The organism is Candidatus Magnetaquiglobus sp. (assembly GCF_058402785.1).
On record NZ_JBZVFG010000011.1, the window covers coordinates 1 to 15,414 of the forward strand.

Here is a 15,414-nt window from a genome sequence, read left to right on the forward strand (position 1 = left end):
CAAGGCTGCGTGCAAAATACGGGAGTCGTTTCCAAAAAACGGAAACGACTCCCGTGAAGGCTGCGCGCGGCGCGTTTTTCGCACAAATCGCGAAAAACGCCATGCCGAATCTGTTGCCATCCATCTGTTCGGCAGTCACGCGACCGGCAATGGCCACCCGGAGAGCGATCCCAACCTGGACGCACGCCACTTCTTGAACAAATCGCACGGGAGGGCCGGATCCATGGCGAGGATGCGTCGCTCAACAAGACGGCCATCCTGCGCCACCACCACCCCCTCCCCATCCTGATCGCCATTTTGGCACAATTCTTTCATATCCCTCTCAACCCAAACCATTTCAGGCGCCATCTTTCCCGTGGGACTCCCGCAAGGGAGGCGCACGGCTGGGGGAGTGAAGGGGGTCTCCCCCATCATGCACGTTCCGTCACGCCTGACCACACCTTCGGACGAACTGAAATCCGAACCATGGCCACTCCTCCACGCCCACTCGCGCTGCCGCGCGCGGATGCCGACCCATCCGGTCCGATCAAAGCCATCGCCCGCCCCTTGTCGAAAAAGACCCTGAGCAAACGCCCCCCCACCTCGTTGGAGCCCCGTGGCGGCGGAACGGAAAACAGCGCCTCGACCCTGAACCGGGCCCGCGAGATCGCCGAAAAGGGGCTTTTCAAGGAGGCGGTGCTGCTCTGGGAGCGGGCCATGCGCCAAGGTGGCGTGACCCCGTTGCACCCCGCCACCCCGTTGGTCTGGATGATCAACGCCGGACAGCATCTCAAGGCCGCGCGCCATTTCACCACCCATGAGGCGATTCTGCACTACGATCAGCCGGCCCTCTGGTCCTTGACGCGCGAACTGCTCGCGGTGGTCTGCCTGACACATGACAACGACACCCGACAACTGCCCCCCTTCAATCATCCCCCCTGGAGTCAAGCCACCGCGCTGCTCTCGGCCATGCAGGCCCTGGCCCATGACGACACCCTCGCGGTCCGCACCCTGTTGACCGCCATCGACGCGGACTCCCCGTTCTTTCCGATGCGGCGCATCCTCGAATCGCTGCTCGTCTCCGCCCAGGAGCCGGAGCGGATCCGGACTCTGCTCGCAGAGATTCCCGACACCTCTCCCTTCGCGCCTCTGGCCCACCTGGCGCGGTTGCGCGGTCTGGACCCCCGTGAGCGGGTGAAGGCCATCCTGGACCTGCCGCACGCAGACAAACCCCTGGCCGCCCGGTTGTGCGGAGCCACGGCACAGTGGATCAAACTCCTGGTCAAACTGGAAAAGTCCCGCGATCCGGCCCGTTTGACCGCCCTGCTGATCGCCAACGCGGATCATCTGCCCCGCGCCGCCACCCGTGCCGCCTGTCTGGAACTGCTGCCCGACTGTCCGGAAGAACGGATCCCCTTCGAGAAGCGGTTCGGACCGTTGAGCGAGTTGGAACGGGAACGCCTGTTCGCGCTCCATCATGAACGGCACGGATCGCCGGCCAAGGCCCGCGGCTACTGGCGCAAGTGCATCCCGCTCCTGGAAAGCGCTCCGGACGCTCCGAAACAGTCGCTCCAGATCGCCCTGATCCTCCGGCACATGGCCCAACTCGAGCGGCGCGACCCCCATCCCGACACCTCGAAGATCCTGCAATGGCTGGAAAAAAGTCTGGAGCACGATCCGGATCACCAACCAACCTGGGTGGAAATTCTGGAGACCCGCCATCGGCTGGGTCGCGACCGTCTGACGTTTCACCGACTCGCCGACCGGGCGGCGCACCGCTTTCCCGAGGATGAGGCGATCCTTACGCTGGCCTTGCGCGCGGCCATGGAAAAGGGAAGCTACAAAAAGGCCTCGGGAGTGGCGCGTCGCATCCAAAAGATCAATCCCGGTCACGACGGCATCCTCTCCGAACGGCTCGGCGCCCACCTGCAACACGCCCGGAAGCGGATTCTGGAGGGCCGGTTCACGGTGGCGCGGCGTGAACTGTTCCGCGCCGAACGGTTGAGCGACGAGGGGGCGCAACCGGTCGGCCTGTTGGGCGCCATGCTGGAGTTTCTCGCCGGGGATCCGCGCCGGGGCGAGGAGATGCTGGACGAGGGGCGTCGGCTGGCCAGTCAGAAAACCCTGCATGCGGTCAAGGCTTTTCTGGAGGGAACGGCGTTGCGCCTGCCGGGATTGATGCTGGACGGATTCCGCCGCGAACTGATCCGATGCGACGCGCTGTCCGCCGAACGCTCGGAACTGGTCATCGTGGCCGGTTTGATCACCCGTGCCTGGCCCACCCATCCGGATGCCGCGAGCGAGGTGATGACGCTGCTGGGGGGGCAACTGCGCGCCGGATTGCGACTGCCGTTCGAGGCCGGGGAGCTTTTGATGATCTGCGAGGCGCTGGCGTTGACCCGCCGGCATGCCATGTTGACCCAGTATGCCCGGGTCGGCGAACGGCAGTTTCCCGATGAACCGATGTTCCGTTACTTCCGGGCGCGCGGACAGTGCGAAAACCAGCCGTGGCGTCTGACGGATCACGATTTCCAACGGCTTTTCGATGCCGAAGAGACACTCAAGGAGTCCGATCCCGAGGCTGCCGCGCGCATTCGCGCCCTGTTGGCCATTCCGGCCACCCATCCGCCGATCGATCCGTTGCGCGGGGTACCCCTCTCGCCGGCGCGAATTCCCAAGCTGCTGGAAGCGAAGTTGCTGCGCGAGTTGCGGGCCCGCCTGCGCGAGGAACTGCATGGTCATACCGATGCCGCATCGCTGCGCCAACTCCGCGACCGGTTGCTCGAAACCCTCGCGCCCACGGAGTTCGGGCAACGGGGACCGGCGGTGCTGGGCTATCTGTTGGACCGGGCACTCAAACTCAAACCACCGCGCCACGAGGAGGCCAATCGCCAACCCGCGCTCCCTCGTCAACTGGAACTGGAACTGTCCATCGAATGAACGTCCCCTCGATCTGTCACGACACCGCCGCGTCCCGCCCGGATGAACGGGAACTTCTCGCCCGCCGTCTTTTCGAACCGGGCGACATGGATCCGGGCCCGCTCATGGAACAGGGGCCCTGGAACCCCGCGCCACCCCATCCCGCGCCCGACGAACTGCTGACCACCCTGGCCAATGGCTTGAAGAATTTCCAGATCTCCTGCTGGTGAGCGCGCCGGCCCGCGGCGTCCCCCGCACGGATCCGCATGTCGGCGGTTGACGTGGCGCGCGATAGAACGTATTTACGAGACAACCATCGCCGCTCGATCGACCCATCGACTTTCATTCGATTTTTCAGAAGGTCATGCCCAAGGCGCGTTCGGCGGATCGCCCCATCCTCAAACAACCCGTCCCGATTGGATCGCCACCCGTCATGAGTTGGATCTGGAGCCTGCCCGTCATTCTGCTGATCACCCTGATCGGCGTCTTTCATCCGCTCTTCACCCGTCGCGGCCACGCGCCACTGCCGGTCGGCGTGGAAGGGGATCCGCGCGAGGCGCTTCTGTCGCGCCGCGACGCCGTGCTGGTGCAACTCAAGGAGTTGGATCTGGAGGGGAACGACGATCCCCAACAAGGGACCACCCGCGCCGAACTGGAACGAGAACTGGCGGGCATCCTGACCCGACTCGACGGCCTGACCGCCCCCTCCTCCTCTCCAGACGCGGCAGGGGTGATCAAAAAGCCCCCCCTCGACATGGCCGTGGGCGTGGCGGGCATGCTCTCCGTCGCCTTTCTGGCCAGCCTGCTCTATCTCTGGCTGGGCACCCCGCAACCGATCGCACCGGCCAAGGAGCATCCGGCGGCCTCCGCCGACATTCTGCGCATGGTGGAACAGGCGGCTCAACGGCTGCGCGCCAACCCGGACGACATCGCCGGCTGGCAACGTCTGGCCCGCTCCTACGCGGCGCTCGATCGCCCCGGCGAGGCGATGGCCGCCTATCGGCACATCCTGTCGCGCCAACCCGAGAATGAGGACACGCTCCTGGCCTTGAGCGAGTTGCAGCTGCAAAGCCCGGATCCGGCCATGCAGGCCGAGGCGGAGAATCGCCTGGAGGCCCTGCTGGTCCGCCATCCCGACCATCCGGACGCGCTCTGGTTCTTGGGACTCCAGGCGGCGCGCACCGGACAGAAAAGCAAGGCCCTGACGCTGCTCAACCGGCTCAAACCCCTGCTGCCCGCCGGATCCCCGGCCATCCAGACCGTGGACCAGGCGATCGCCCAGATCGGCACGCCGTGACGGCGATCCTGCCGCCCCCCTCCCCATGCCCGCTTCCGCCCATCGCGCCAGTTGGCGCGACACGGGCGGACGCCGCGCAAAAAAACGTCAAGCAGCTCGGCCCGTTACCGGGAATCCTGGTGTGAAGGCGACCAATCGGGTATCATGAAAGGATGCGCGTGAATTGCAACGACCGGATCGCCACGCGCATCATGCCTTTCACCTTTCAAACTGACCAAGGAGTGCCACTTCATGGGTTTGGGAACTTCGCATTTGCTGATCATTCTGGTGATCGTCCTGGTGGTGTTCGGCGCCGGAAAACTCCCTTCGGTGATGCGGGATATCGGCCAGGGAGTCAAGAGTTTCAAGGACGCCATGAGCGGCGACAAGGATCCTCCCGACGGCGACCCCAAGCCGGAAGAGAAAATCGCCGCCGCCTCCCAGACCATCGAAGGCCAGGTCAAGAAGGACGCCTCCGCTTGATCGCGCGAGACTCGGGTGAATCGGACGCCTCGCGGGCGGAGTGATGGTCGATGTTCGGACTCAGCTGGATTGAAATCTTCATCATCCTGGTGGTGGCACTGGTGGTCATCGGCCCCGACAAGCTGCCGGAGGTGGCGCGCGGTCTGGGACGCCTGATCCGCCAGGGTCAGAAACTGGTCAACGAGGTGCGGGACACCATCCGCATGGAGGATCTGGAGTCGCGCTACCGGGAGAATTCCCACTACACCCCTCCGGTGACGCCGACCCCCACCCCACGCCCCGAAGATTCGCCCCGACCCGTCGAACTCGGCCCAGCCCTTGCCACGATCGATCCGGCACCCGCCGCGACCACGCCGCGGGTCACCAGCGCCGCGTCGGTTGAATCGTCGCCGGTTTCGAAAGCGCCCGCCGATGGCGTGACGCCCGTTCCACCCGCGTCAAACACGTCCGTCGCGACCACCAACGGCGCAGGATCGCCCGCCACCGAATCGGGTGGCCTGCAACCTGTCGCCCTGTCGCCGGGGACCGTCGAGACGGCCAGCCGCCATCCGGCCGCCCTGCCGCCGGAACCTACCCAGGCCGCGCCGACCGTCATGGCCCGGCCCGCCAACCAGGATCACCCGAACCACCCATGATGGGACCCAACGACACCGCGCCGCTTCTGGCGCATCTGACCGAACTGCGCAACCGACTGATCATCTCGGTGGTGGCGATCATCATCGGCTTCGGGCTCTGCTGGGGCTTCTCCGAGGAGATCTTCTCCTTTCTGATGCGCCCCCTGAAGCAACTCCTCGGGCCAAACGACAAAATGATCTACACCGGCCTGCACGAAGCCTTCTTCACCTACCTCAAGGTCTCGGCCTTCGGCGGCTTCGTGCTTGCCCTGCCGGTGGTGCTCGGTCAGTTGTGGGGATTCGTGGCCCCTGGACTCTACGAATCCGAAAAAAAGACCTTTCTGCCGTTCCTGATGATGACCCCGGCGCTCTTCTTTTTGGGCGCGGCCATGGCCTATACCTTCGTGTTTCCCATGGCCTTCACCTATTTCCTGAGCTTTTCCACGCCGGAGATCGCCGCCATGCCGTCGATCTCCGAGTATCTCAGCCTGATCATGACCCTGATGCTGGCCTTCGGGCTGGTGTTCGAAATGCCGATCGCGCTGCTGCTGCTCATCAAGACCGGCGCGGTCAGCACCCGGACGTTGATCGACAAACGCAAATACAACATCGTGCTCTCGTTCGTCGTGGCCGGGGTGATCACCCCCCCGGATCCGATCTCCCAGATCATGCTCGCGGTGCCGATGTGTCTGATGTACGAAATCGCCATCTTCCTGGGACGTGGCATCGAACGCAAACGGGCGCAGGAGAATCCGTCCGCGACGCCAACCCAGGAGACCACCCCAGCCCCGGAGGCCGGAGAATGAGCAAACATCCCCTCGCGCCCATGGAGATCATGCCCCTGGGCGGACTGGGGGAGATCGGCATGAACCTCATGGTCTACGGCTACGAGAACAAGCTTCTCGTAGTCGATTGCGGTCTCACCTTCCCCTCGCCTGAAACCCCGGGGGTGGATTTCATCATCCCGGATGTGCGCTACCTGGTCGAAAACCGCGAACGGATCGTCGGCATCGTCCTCACCCACGGCCACGAGGACCACATCGGCGCCATGCCCTACATCTGGCCGCTGCTGGATGTGCCGATCCACGCCACGGCCATGACCCTGGGACTCCTGGAAGGAAAATTCCGTGAACACGGTCTGCTCAACCAGGCCGAAATGATCCAGGCCAAACACCGCCAACCGGTGCAGATCGGACCGTTCAACGTCACCTTCCTGCACGTCACCCACTCGATCGTGGACTCCTCGGCCCTGGCGATCCGTACCCCGCTCGGCACCATCGTCCATACCGGCGACTTCAAAATCGATCACACCCCGGTCAACGACCGTCCGACCGACCTCTATTCATTCGCGCAACTGGGCGAAAAGGGGGTGCTGGCGCTGCTCTCCGACTCCACCAACATCAACCGTTCCGGCTCCACCATCCCGGAACAGACGGTGAGCGAAGCGTTCGCCAAACTCTTTCCGCGCGCCAAGGGGTTGTTGATCGTCGCCACCTTCTCCTCGAACATCCAACGCATCCAGCAGGTCATGGAGGCCGCCGTGGCGGCCAACCGCAAGGTGCTGCTCAACGGACGTTCGATGGTGGCCAACGTCAACGTGGCCCGCTCCCTGGGCTACATCGACATCCCGGATGACCTGCTGATCGACATCCGCAAGTTCAACAGCTACCCACGCCATCAGGTGATGGTGATCTCCACCGGCAGCCAGGGCGAACCCAACTCCTCGCTGGTGCGCATCGCCGCCGGTGAACACCAGGATATCGACATCCGCCCCGGCGACATGGTGATGCTCTCGTCGCGTTTCATTCCCGGCAACGAAGGGAGCATCTGGTCGCTGATCAACCTGTTGTTCAAGCGCGGGGCCGAGGTGATCCACGAAAAGACCCATCCGGAGGTGCATGTCTCCGGTCACGCGCCTCGGGATGATCTGCAACTGATGCTCGCCCTGACCCGACCCAGGTTCTTCATCCCGATGCACGGCGAACGGCGCCATCTCCAGAGCCATCGCGATCTGGCGATCCGCATGGGCATTCCGCCGGAACGGGCCCTGGTGATCGAGAACGGCGATCGCGCCGTGCTCGACCGCGACTCGTTGCGGGTGGACGGCTCGATCCCGAGCGGACGGGTGTTCGTGGACGGCAAGGGAGTGGGCGATGTGGGCGACATCGTGCTGCGCGACCGCATGCATCTGGCCGAAGACGGCATGGCAGTGGTGCTGCTGGTGATCAACAAGGCCACCGGCGAGGTGCTGCAACGTCCCGAACTCCTGACCCGCGGCGTGGTCTACGAGGACGAAAGCCAGGAACTCCTGGAAGAGGCCAAGGACGCCATCGAGGCGGCGTTGGCGCTCGGTTCCAAGGGGATGGACTTTGCCGACGACGAGGTGGTTGGTCCGTCTGAGATCGCGCAACGGGCCCTGCGTCGTTTCTTCAAACGTCGTCTTGGGCGGCGTCCGGCGGTCTTCCCCCTGATCATGGAGATGTGATCCCATGACCACCAAGCGACGTCCCACACCGACGGCTCCCAAGGCTGCCGCCGATGCGCCGCTCACGCCCGGCGCGCAGATCGTGCGCGAGGCGCTGGGTCTGATCATGCTGTTCCTGGGCGCCTTTCTGCTGTTGACCCTGCTCTCCCACAACCCCGAGGATCCCTCGTTCAACTACGCCAGCGACAACGCGGCGGTCCACAATCTGGCCGGTCGCACCGGCGCCCTGCTCTCGGACGGCCTCTATCAGGCGCTCGGATACGGCGCCTTCTGGCTGGTTTTCTTTCTGCTGGTGCCCGGATATCGGCTGCTGCGCTCCAAACCCGAGGAGACCTTCTATCTGGACCGGGTGATGGCCGCGCCGATGGTGGCCCTGGTCACCATGACCCTGCACGCCCTGCTGACCCACACCACCTCCTCCCCGGACGCCTTTCCGCCCGCCGGACCCGGCGGCGTAATCGGCGGGGCGATGGCCGAAACCATGCGTCACGCCTTTGGGCTGTGGGGTGGCCTGCTGCTGATCACCCCGCTGGGGGTGCTCGCCCTGATGGTGCTGCTGCGGGTTTCGTTCACCGGCATCATGGCGTGGGTGCGGGATCTGCGCGAGGTCTCGCTGCCCAAGCCCACCTCCACCCCCGAGGCCCGGCAAATGGTCAGCCGCTCGGGAGCGGATCTCTTCTCCAAGGCCCTGGGTTTAAGCGGCAAACTGCTCATCGGGATCGTGGGCGTCGTCGCCGCCCTGCCGATGCTGATGCATGCGCTGCACGATCGGCTGCGCGCCGCCACACCGAAAGCCCGTCCCACGCCTCCTTCGCCCCCCGCGCAACCGCTCGGCGAGCCCCTCCTGGAGACGCGGGTCGAGCCGGTGATCGATCTTCCGCCGACTCCCGCGCCGGAGTTGCGCGATCTTCTGACGAAAACCACGCTCGCCGCGCCGGAATCAGCTCCCGTCATACCGTCTCCGGTTCCGGAACCGCCCCCCCGCGGGCAGGATGCGACGCCCGAAGCGGAGCGGAGCGCCGAAGCGCCGATCCGCACGCCCGAAATCGCGGCTCTCCCGTCGGAGCCGATCACCTCGGCCTCGTTGTTCACCGAGCGTCGCCCCGAACCCACCGTCGCGCCCGTGGCCCCGACCGGACAGGATTCCCTCCAGTCGGCACCTCCTGCCAAGGTTGCCACGGGCGGCGCGCCCGGCCTGTCGATCGAGAAGGCCACCCTGGCGCTCTCTCTGGGCGGTTCCACCGCGCCGGGCGTATCGATCGAGCAGCCCAGGATCTCCTTCTCGTTGGGAAGCGCGCCGGCCACCCCGGCCCGTGACGCGCAACCGGACCAGGCGGATGCCAAGAATTCCGACGCTGCTCCCGCGCGGCGTCAGGGTGTGGTGTTCTTGAAGAAATCTCCGGAAGCCGCGACCTCCGGGAGCGCGATGGAGATGGCAGACCCCGATCAGCCTGATTTCGATGATTCCGGGGAGAGGACGGACGGAAGTTCGAGCGTATCGCGTCTCCGTCCCGAGCCGGTGGAGCTGGATCCGGACGAGGAGTTGCCTCCGGACGAGGGGATTCCGCCCCTGGCCCCCTGGTCGCGGGCGTCCGACAACGGCATGGGGTTCGACGGCCCCGGCGAGGCGATTCCCGATATGCGCATGCCGAGCCCGGCGTTGAATTTCGCGGATGCGACGCTCGAGACCTATGCGGATCCCGACCTGGAGAGCGATGACACCTCCGACGACGCCTGCTTCGACGCCTCGTCGAGCCTGGAGGATGCCCCGGCCCCATTGCCGCCGTTGTCGTTGTTGGCATTGCCGGAAGATACCGGCTATCACGGCCCGAGTCGCGAGGAGTTGCAGTCCACGGCGCGGCTGTTGGAGCAGAAGCTCGAGGACTTCAAGGTCAAGGGGCAGATCATCGACGCCCATCCGGGACCGGTGATCACCACCTATGAACTCGACCCGGCTCCGGGTCTGCGCGCGGCCAAGGTGGTCGGTCTGGCGGACGATCTGGCCCGTTCGATCTCGGCGGTGTCGGTGCGCGTGGTGGGGAACATTCCCGGCAAGAACGTCATCGGCATCGAGATCCCGAACGCCAACCGACGCACGGTCTATCTGCGGGAGATTCTCGATTCCGACATCTTCCGGCAAATGAAGAGTCCGTTGGCCATGGCGTTGGGTTCGGACATCAACGGGCGTCCGGTGGTGGGGAATCTCGCCAAGATGCCGCATCTGCTGGTCGCGGGCACCACCGGTTCGGGTAAATCGGTGGCGGTGAACGCCATGATCTGCTCGATCCTGTTTTCGTGTCGTCCCGAGGATGTGCGGTTTCTGATGGTCGATCCGAAGATGCTGGAGCTTTCCATCTACGAGGGGATTCCGCATCTGTTGGCCCCGGTGGTCACCGATGTCAACAAGGCGGCGGCGTTGCTCAAGTGGGCGGTGGCCGAGATGGAGGAGCGCTATCGGCTGATGTCGGAGCTGGGGGTACGCAATCTCTCCGGTTACAACCAGCGCATTCAGGAGTGTCTGATCTCCGGCGAGGAGCCGACCCGGCGGGTGAAGGTTGGGTTCGATCCCGAGACCGGGCGTCCGGTGGAGCAGGAAGAGCCGATCCCACTCGAGAAAAAGCCGTTGATCGTGATCATCATCGACGAGTTGGCCGATCTGATGATCCAGGTGGGCAAGGATGTGGAACCGGCCATCGCGCGGTTGGCGCAAATGGCGCGTGCGGCGGGGTTGCATCTGATCATCGCCACGCAGCGTCCGTCGGTGGATGTGATCACCGGGTTGATCAAGGCCAACTTCCCGACCCGCTTGGCGTTTCAGGTCTCTTCGAAAATCGACTCGCGCACGATTCTTGACTCCATGGGCGCGGACCGGTTGTTGGGCATGGGTGACGGGTTGTTCCAGCCCCCTGGGACCGGGCTATTGCAGCGCATTCACGCCCCGTTCGTCGCGGATGGCGAGGTTCACAATCTGGTGAAGTTCCTCAAATCCACCGGACGTCCGGAGTATGATCTCTCCATTCTCGCCCATGGCACGGGTGGGGAGGAGGGGGACGACATGGGCCTGGGAGACGGGATGACGGACGAGTATGATCCGTTGTACGACCAGGCGGTGGCGGTGGTGATCCGGGCGCGCAAGGTGAGCACGAGCATGGTGCAGCGGCATTTCAAGATCGGATACAACCGTGCGGCGCGGATTGTGGATCGGATGGCGATGGATGGTTTGATCTCCGAGCCGAACCATTCCGGCAAGCGGGAGGTGTTGGCCCCGAATCAGGGGGGAGAGCGGTAGGGGGAGAGGTGGCTGATTTGAGGGGGGCGGAGGACGGAGGGCCGAAGGACGGGCCAAGCGGGATGGTTTGACCGTTGCGGAGGACGGGGGGCCGAAGGACGGGCCAAGCGGGATGGTTTGACCGTTGCGGAGGACGGGGGGCCGAAGGACGGGCCAAGCGGGATGGTTTGACCGTTGCGGGGTAAAACCAATCAACTCCGCTTGCGCGTCACACCCCCACCCGCTTGCGCATATGCTTGCCCCCACTCGGCGACGGTCCCTGCGCGACGGACTCCACCGCCTCCACCAACCGATCCACGGTCATGGCATCGGCCACCGACAACATCACGAACCGAACGCCATACAACTGCCGCGATACCTGCACATCCTTGCTGTCTCGCGCCTTGGTGACGGTCGTGACCGTGCCGTAGGTGTTGATCGGCGTGCCCATCAGAATCTCACCACGAATGGAAACCCCAATCCTGTCCCCACTCTCCAACGCAACCGGCGGGGTGTTGCAGGTGAACGACAAACCACCCTGGGAGATGTCCACCACCTGAGCGGAAAAAGGCTCGGCACCACGCTTGTGAACCTGAACCTCCAACAACATCTCATTCGGGATCTCCACCCGCTGCTGCAACCGCTTGGTGGCCACCTGAAAACCCGGTGGCCAGGAAAGCTCGATCGCCTGCCCGGTCTCGATCCGCTGCACCTTGCGAAAGGTCACCACGGTACGAAAATACTCCAGGCCCAGACAAAACCCCAACAACACCTTGGCCGCCTTGCGAATGCGCATGTTCCCATCCGGCGGCTCGAGCGGGGTGATCAGAATCCATTGCTCCTCCGCCTGGGGCACGGCATCCGCCGTGACGACACCCGGCTGGATCTTGGCGGCGAACTGGGCCAACACCAGATCAGCGGTCTTTTTCTTGAAATGGCTGGGATCCTCGGAGAGCGACAACAAACGGGCGCCGTAATGTTTCTCCTCGCCGTCCAAACGCACCTCCAACAACACGCTCTCACGCACGGCACGTTGCAGAGTATCAAATGTCGAAAGCTTGCCGGGTACGTTCTTGTCCATGACCATGCTCTTTCAAGGCCCCCTTCCAAATCACGCGAACAGACATGAACAGATCAAATCAGAATTGATATGATTTGCACTTTCAAGCAATAATCACACCACAAGCAAGCCATCATCCAGCCTTATTCCAGCCGTCGCGACCCCGGTTCAGATTGGAACCCGTCGTGGCAACGATGCGTGGCCCGGCCTGTCAACACTCCCCGCATCCCCACGGGGAACGCGCGCATCCCCACGAGGAACTATGGATAGCGAGGGGCTTTCTTGGGGTCTGCCGGAGGCTGCGGAGTCTGGGCTGGGGCCAGGCCAGGCCCCTCGGCGCCCAGAGGCGGCGGCGGATTGACCTGCTTGTAGCCGGCGGGCAGCTGAAACAGGGCGGCATCCTGGGCACCCTCGCGGATGGCGGTGACCTCCATGGCGGCCTGACGCCCCTCGCCGAGCCGGACCGGAATGCGCAACGCGGCATCCACCCACTGCTGATAGCTGTTCTTCCTCTCCTTGAAACTGTGGGTGATCTCCCACTTTTCCGTATCGCGTCCATCGATCTTCTCGATGCCGAGCAGCTTGCGTTCCATGACCGGACCGTCATCCGGCTGCTGACGAATGACGATGCGTCGCCTGGCATCGACCCAGATGCGCACGACGTGTTGGCCACCCTGCCCCTTGGCCTTGACCGACCATTTTTCGGTCTGGATCCCATGGATGGTCTCGGATCCATCGTGGGTGCAGGCGAGTTGCGGATCGAGCTTGCACGGACCTTGCGGGTCATCCGGCATCTTTTCCACATCCGGACGGGGTGGCATGAGCGCCTCGCTCAACCCTTCGTGATACACCTTCCTGTCCGGTATCAGGGTATAGGCCTTGCGTTCCGGAATGTTGACGATCAACACTTTTCGGGTACCCTGATAGACCCCCTCGGAACGCAGACGGTCGGCGCCCACATACAGCTTGCCGGAGGCCCGATCCTTGGGATCCACGGGGCTGACCATCACGGTATCCGCCGAAAAAGGGGCGCCATACCACGAAGCGGCACCGGCAAGGCCGGGGGTGAGCACCGCGAGAGCCGCGAGCGTGCCCTTGAACAAGGATCGGGACATGGACATCAATGCAAAGACTCCCCCTCATGCCAGATTGAATGATTTTTGATGGGGAGAGCCCCCTCACCCCCGACCGTGAACCTCCCTGGCAGGAGTTTCACGAAAAAATATGGCGGTTCACGACCGCAAATGTCGAATATATCTTGGCGCAAACCCAAAAATCAAGATATACACATCCCGCGCGCTCGCGCACCCAAACCATTTCAGAACAAAAACGCGCGCCCAACCGAACGGAAACGCCATACCCCTTTGTCCAATCATCCAACGCAACCGCGATCAGGAGTCCATGCCATGGCCATTCAACGTACCCTTTCCATGATCAAGCCCGACGCCGTGGCCAAAAATGTCATCGGCGCCATCTACTCCCGTTTCGAGGCCGCCGGCCTGCGCATCGTGGCCTCCAAGATGCTCCATCTGTCGCCGGCCCAGGCAGGCGCCTTCTACGGGGTGCACAAGGGCAAGCCGTTCTATGACGATCTGGTGCGCTACATGAGTTCCGGACCGATCATGGCGCAGATCCTCGAAGGCGAGGAGGCGATCGCCAAGAATCGCGAGGTGATGGGGGCCACCAATCCGGCCAAGGCGGCGCCAGGGACGATCCGCGCCGATTTCGCCGAAAGCATCGAGGCCAATGCCGTGCATGGCTCCGACGCCCCGGAAACCGCGGCCCAGGAGATCGCCTTCTTCTTCGGTCAAATGGAGATCTGTCCGCGTTGATGCCTCTCGATTCCTCTGCCCCACCGCCCGACGGAGAACCGCTTGAGCTGGGCGATGCCCCGTCGGCGCCGGTGTTCACGCCGTCGGCGCCCCTGCGCCTGACCGACATGACCCGCGAGGAGTTGACCCAACTCATGGTCGCGTGGGGCGAAAAACCCTATCGGGCCCAGCAGGCATGGTCCTGGGTGTATGCCAGGCTGGCCGGAACGGTCGAGGAGATGACCGATCTCTCCAAACCGTTCCGCGCCCGACTGGCGGAAGTGATCGCGCCGCTGCGCCCGCCCGTGATCTCCCATCGGGTCTCCGCGGATGGGACGGAGAAGTGGCTTCTGGACTGCGGCGACGACGTGGCCGCGGAGACGGTCTTCATCCCCGATGAAGAGCGCGGCACGGTGTGCGTCTCGTCCCAGGCCGGATGCAGCCTCGCCTGCCCCTTCTGCCGCACCGGCACCCTGCCCCTGCGCCGCAACCTCACCACCGCCGAGATCGTCGAACAGGTGCTGTTCGTGCGCGCCACCATGGCGGCACGCGGGGTGCGGGTCACCAACGTGGTGCTGATGGGCATGGGCGAACCGTTGTACAACCTCGCGGCGGTCACCCGGGCGGTGCGGATCATCATGGACAACACGGGACTGGCGATCGGCTGTCGCAAACTCACCCTCTCCACCTCCGGGGTGGTCAACAAAATGGAAGAGGCGGGACTCAACCTGAACGTCAACCTCGCCATCTCCCTGCACAGCGTCCGCGACGCGGTACGCGATCAACTGGTGCCGATCAACCGCAAGTTCAATCTGGCGGCACTGCGCCGCGCCGCCCTCGCCTGGCCGATGCGCGGACGCGACCGCATAACCTGGGAGTATGTGCTGCTCGATGGGATCAACGATTCGCTTCAGGATGCCCGCGAACTGGTCAACTGGCTCAAGGGGATCCCTTCCAAGGTGAACCTGCTGGCCTTCAACCCCTGGCCCGGCGCACCCTATGCCCCCACCCCGCGAGAGCAGATCCTGCGCTTTCAAGAAGTCGTGGCCAATGCCGGATTGGTGACCATCATCCGGGACAGTCGCGGGGCGGATGTGGGGGCGGCCTGCGGTCAATTGGCCGGCACGGCAGGGGAGTTGGGGTTATTTGATCCCCATCATGCAACGGAAGCTTGACTCCCGAAAAAAAATGCATAGAATATAGGGTTTTCGTCGCAGATGCGCCGAACGTGGCGCGCAAGACATCTCCATCCAGAAGAAAAGAGGCACGAGATCAATGGCGGTTCGTATTCGCATGCAACGCAGAGGCTCCAAAAAACGTCCCTTCTACGCCGTGGTCGCGGCGGATGCCCGCATGCCGCGGGATGGTCGTTTCCTGGAAAAACTCGGCGTTTTCAATCCGCTCCTGGAGACCGAGCGCGTCTCCCTGGACATGGAGCGCGTCAACCACTGGTTGAGCGTCGGCGCGGTGCCTTCGGATACCGTGGGTCGCCTGATCAAGCAACTCCAGGCTTCGGCCT

Annotated in this window: 12 protein-coding genes and 1 pseudogene; 11 read left to right on the top strand and 2 right to left on the bottom strand. The window is 64.0% G+C overall.

The genetic code is table 11. The features are described 5' to 3' along the window. Positions 1–465: 465 nt before the first annotated feature. The 8 genes from ACV4UY_RS05690 to ACV4UY_RS05725 all read left to right on the top strand — a co-directional run bounded on the left by ACV4UY_RS05690 (position 466) and on the right by ACV4UY_RS05725 (position 11,045). On the top strand, positions 466–2,919 hold the full coding sequence (locus tag ACV4UY_RS05690) for a tetratricopeptide repeat protein (protein ID WP_491606678.1): 2,454 nt from the start codon (positions 466–468) through the stop codon (positions 2,917–2,919). Next, positions 2,916–3,128, top strand: a complete 213-nt coding sequence (locus ACV4UY_RS05695; RefSeq protein WP_491606679.1) for a hypothetical protein — start codon at positions 2,916–2,918, stop codon at positions 3,126–3,128. Before ACV4UY_RS05690 ends, ACV4UY_RS05695 begins: the two co-directional genes overlap by 4 nt. Before the next feature lie 203 nt (positions 3,129–3,331). Then, complete coding sequence (locus tag ACV4UY_RS05700; protein WP_491606680.1) at positions 3,332–4,195, top strand: tetratricopeptide repeat protein; 864 nt, start codon at positions 3,332–3,334, stop codon at positions 4,193–4,195. A 231-nt stretch (positions 4,196–4,426) separates the two neighbouring features. After that, complete coding sequence (gene tatA / locus ACV4UY_RS05705; RefSeq protein WP_491606681.1) at positions 4,427–4,657, top strand: twin-arginine translocase TatA/TatE family subunit; 231 nt, start codon at positions 4,427–4,429, stop codon at positions 4,655–4,657. Between the two features lie 50 nt (positions 4,658–4,707). Further along, on the top strand, positions 4,708–5,292 hold the full coding sequence (locus ACV4UY_RS05710) for a Sec-independent protein translocase subunit TatA/TatB (protein WP_491606682.1): 585 nt from the start codon (positions 4,708–4,710) through the stop codon (positions 5,290–5,292). After that, positions 5,289–6,077: a twin-arginine translocase subunit TatC gene (gene tatC / locus ACV4UY_RS05715; RefSeq protein ID WP_491606683.1), complete on the top strand. Its 789-nt coding sequence runs from the start codon at positions 5,289–5,291 to the stop codon at positions 6,075–6,077. Before ACV4UY_RS05710 ends, tatC begins: the two co-directional genes overlap by 4 nt. Beyond that, a complete protein-coding gene (locus ACV4UY_RS05720) occupies positions 6,074–7,756 on the top strand; it encodes a ribonuclease J (RefSeq protein WP_491606684.1) in 1,683 nt (560 codons plus the stop codon). The genes tatC and ACV4UY_RS05720 overlap by 4 nt, the downstream gene beginning before the upstream one ends. 4 nt (positions 7,757–7,760) lie before the next feature. Beyond that, positions 7,761–11,045, top strand: coding sequence for a DNA translocase FtsK (locus ACV4UY_RS05725; RefSeq protein WP_491606685.1), 3,285 nt, complete (start codon positions 7,761–7,763; stop codon positions 11,043–11,045). 208 nt (positions 11,046–11,253) lie between these two features. Here ACV4UY_RS05725 and ACV4UY_RS05730 read toward each other — a convergent pair whose 3' ends face one another. Continuing rightward, positions 11,254–12,105, bottom strand: a complete 852-nt coding sequence (locus ACV4UY_RS05730) for a PilZ domain-containing protein (RefSeq protein WP_491606686.1) — start codon at positions 12,103–12,105, stop codon at positions 11,254–11,256. A gap of 239 nt (positions 12,106–12,344) precedes the next feature. Further along, positions 12,345–13,205, bottom strand: coding sequence for a hypothetical protein (locus tag ACV4UY_RS05735; RefSeq protein WP_491606687.1), 861 nt, complete (start codon positions 13,203–13,205; stop codon positions 12,345–12,347). A 285-nt stretch (positions 13,206–13,490) separates the two neighbouring features. Here ACV4UY_RS05735 and ndk point away from each other — a divergent pair, with 285 nt between their 5' ends. The 3 genes and pseudogenes from ndk to rpsP all read left to right on the top strand — a co-directional run. Continuing rightward, on the top strand, positions 13,491–13,916 hold the full coding sequence (ndk, locus tag ACV4UY_RS05740; protein WP_420904328.1) for a nucleoside-diphosphate kinase: 426 nt from the start codon (positions 13,491–13,493) through the stop codon (positions 13,914–13,916). After that, the gene (gene rlmN, locus ACV4UY_RS05745; RefSeq protein ID WP_491606688.1) at positions 13,916–15,070 is read left to right on the top strand and encodes a dual-specificity RNA methyltransferase RlmN; all 1,155 of its coding nucleotides are present in this window, start codon (positions 13,916–13,918) and stop codon (positions 15,068–15,070) included. Before ndk ends, rlmN begins: the two co-directional genes overlap by 1 nt. Before the next feature lie 100 nt (positions 15,071–15,170). Beyond that, positions 15,171–15,395, top strand: a pseudogene (gene rpsP / locus ACV4UY_RS05750) (30S ribosomal protein S16); the annotation flags it as partial. Positions 15,396–15,414: the final 19 nt, after the last annotated feature.

Bases quoted from the DNA above. Each gene is read 5' to 3' on its own strand.
- ACV4UY_RS05690 (WP_491606678.1), top strand. From the start codon at position 466: ATGGCCACTCCTCCACGCCCACTCGCGCTGCCGCGCGCGGATGCCGAC.
- ACV4UY_RS05695 (WP_491606679.1), top strand. From the start codon at position 2,916: ATGAACGTCCCCTCGATCTGTCACGACACCGCCGCGTCCCGCCCGGAT.
- ACV4UY_RS05700 (WP_491606680.1), top strand. From the start codon at position 3,332: ATGAGTTGGATCTGGAGCCTGCCCGTCATTCTGCTGATCACCCTGATC.
- tatA (WP_491606681.1), top strand. From the start codon at position 4,427: ATGGGTTTGGGAACTTCGCATTTGCTGATCATTCTGGTGATCGTCCTG.
- ACV4UY_RS05710 (WP_491606682.1), top strand. From the start codon at position 4,708: ATGTTCGGACTCAGCTGGATTGAAATCTTCATCATCCTGGTGGTGGCA.
- tatC (WP_491606683.1), top strand. From the start codon at position 5,289: ATGATGGGACCCAACGACACCGCGCCGCTTCTGGCGCATCTGACCGAA.
- ACV4UY_RS05720 (WP_491606684.1), top strand. From the start codon at position 6,074: ATGAGCAAACATCCCCTCGCGCCCATGGAGATCATGCCCCTGGGCGGA.
- ACV4UY_RS05725 (WP_491606685.1), top strand. From the start codon at position 7,761: ATGACCACCAAGCGACGTCCCACACCGACGGCTCCCAAGGCTGCCGCC.
- ACV4UY_RS05730 (WP_491606686.1), bottom strand. From the start codon at position 12,105: ATGGACAAGAACGTACCCGGCAAGCTTTCGACATTTGATACTCTGCAA.
- ACV4UY_RS05735 (WP_491606687.1), bottom strand. From the start codon at position 13,205: ATGTCCATGTCCCGATCCTTGTTCAAGGGCACGCTCGCGGCTCTCGCG.
- ndk (WP_420904328.1), top strand. From the start codon at position 13,491: ATGGCCATTCAACGTACCCTTTCCATGATCAAGCCCGACGCCGTGGCC.
- rlmN (WP_491606688.1), top strand. From the start codon at position 13,916: ATGCCTCTCGATTCCTCTGCCCCACCGCCCGACGGAGAACCGCTTGAG.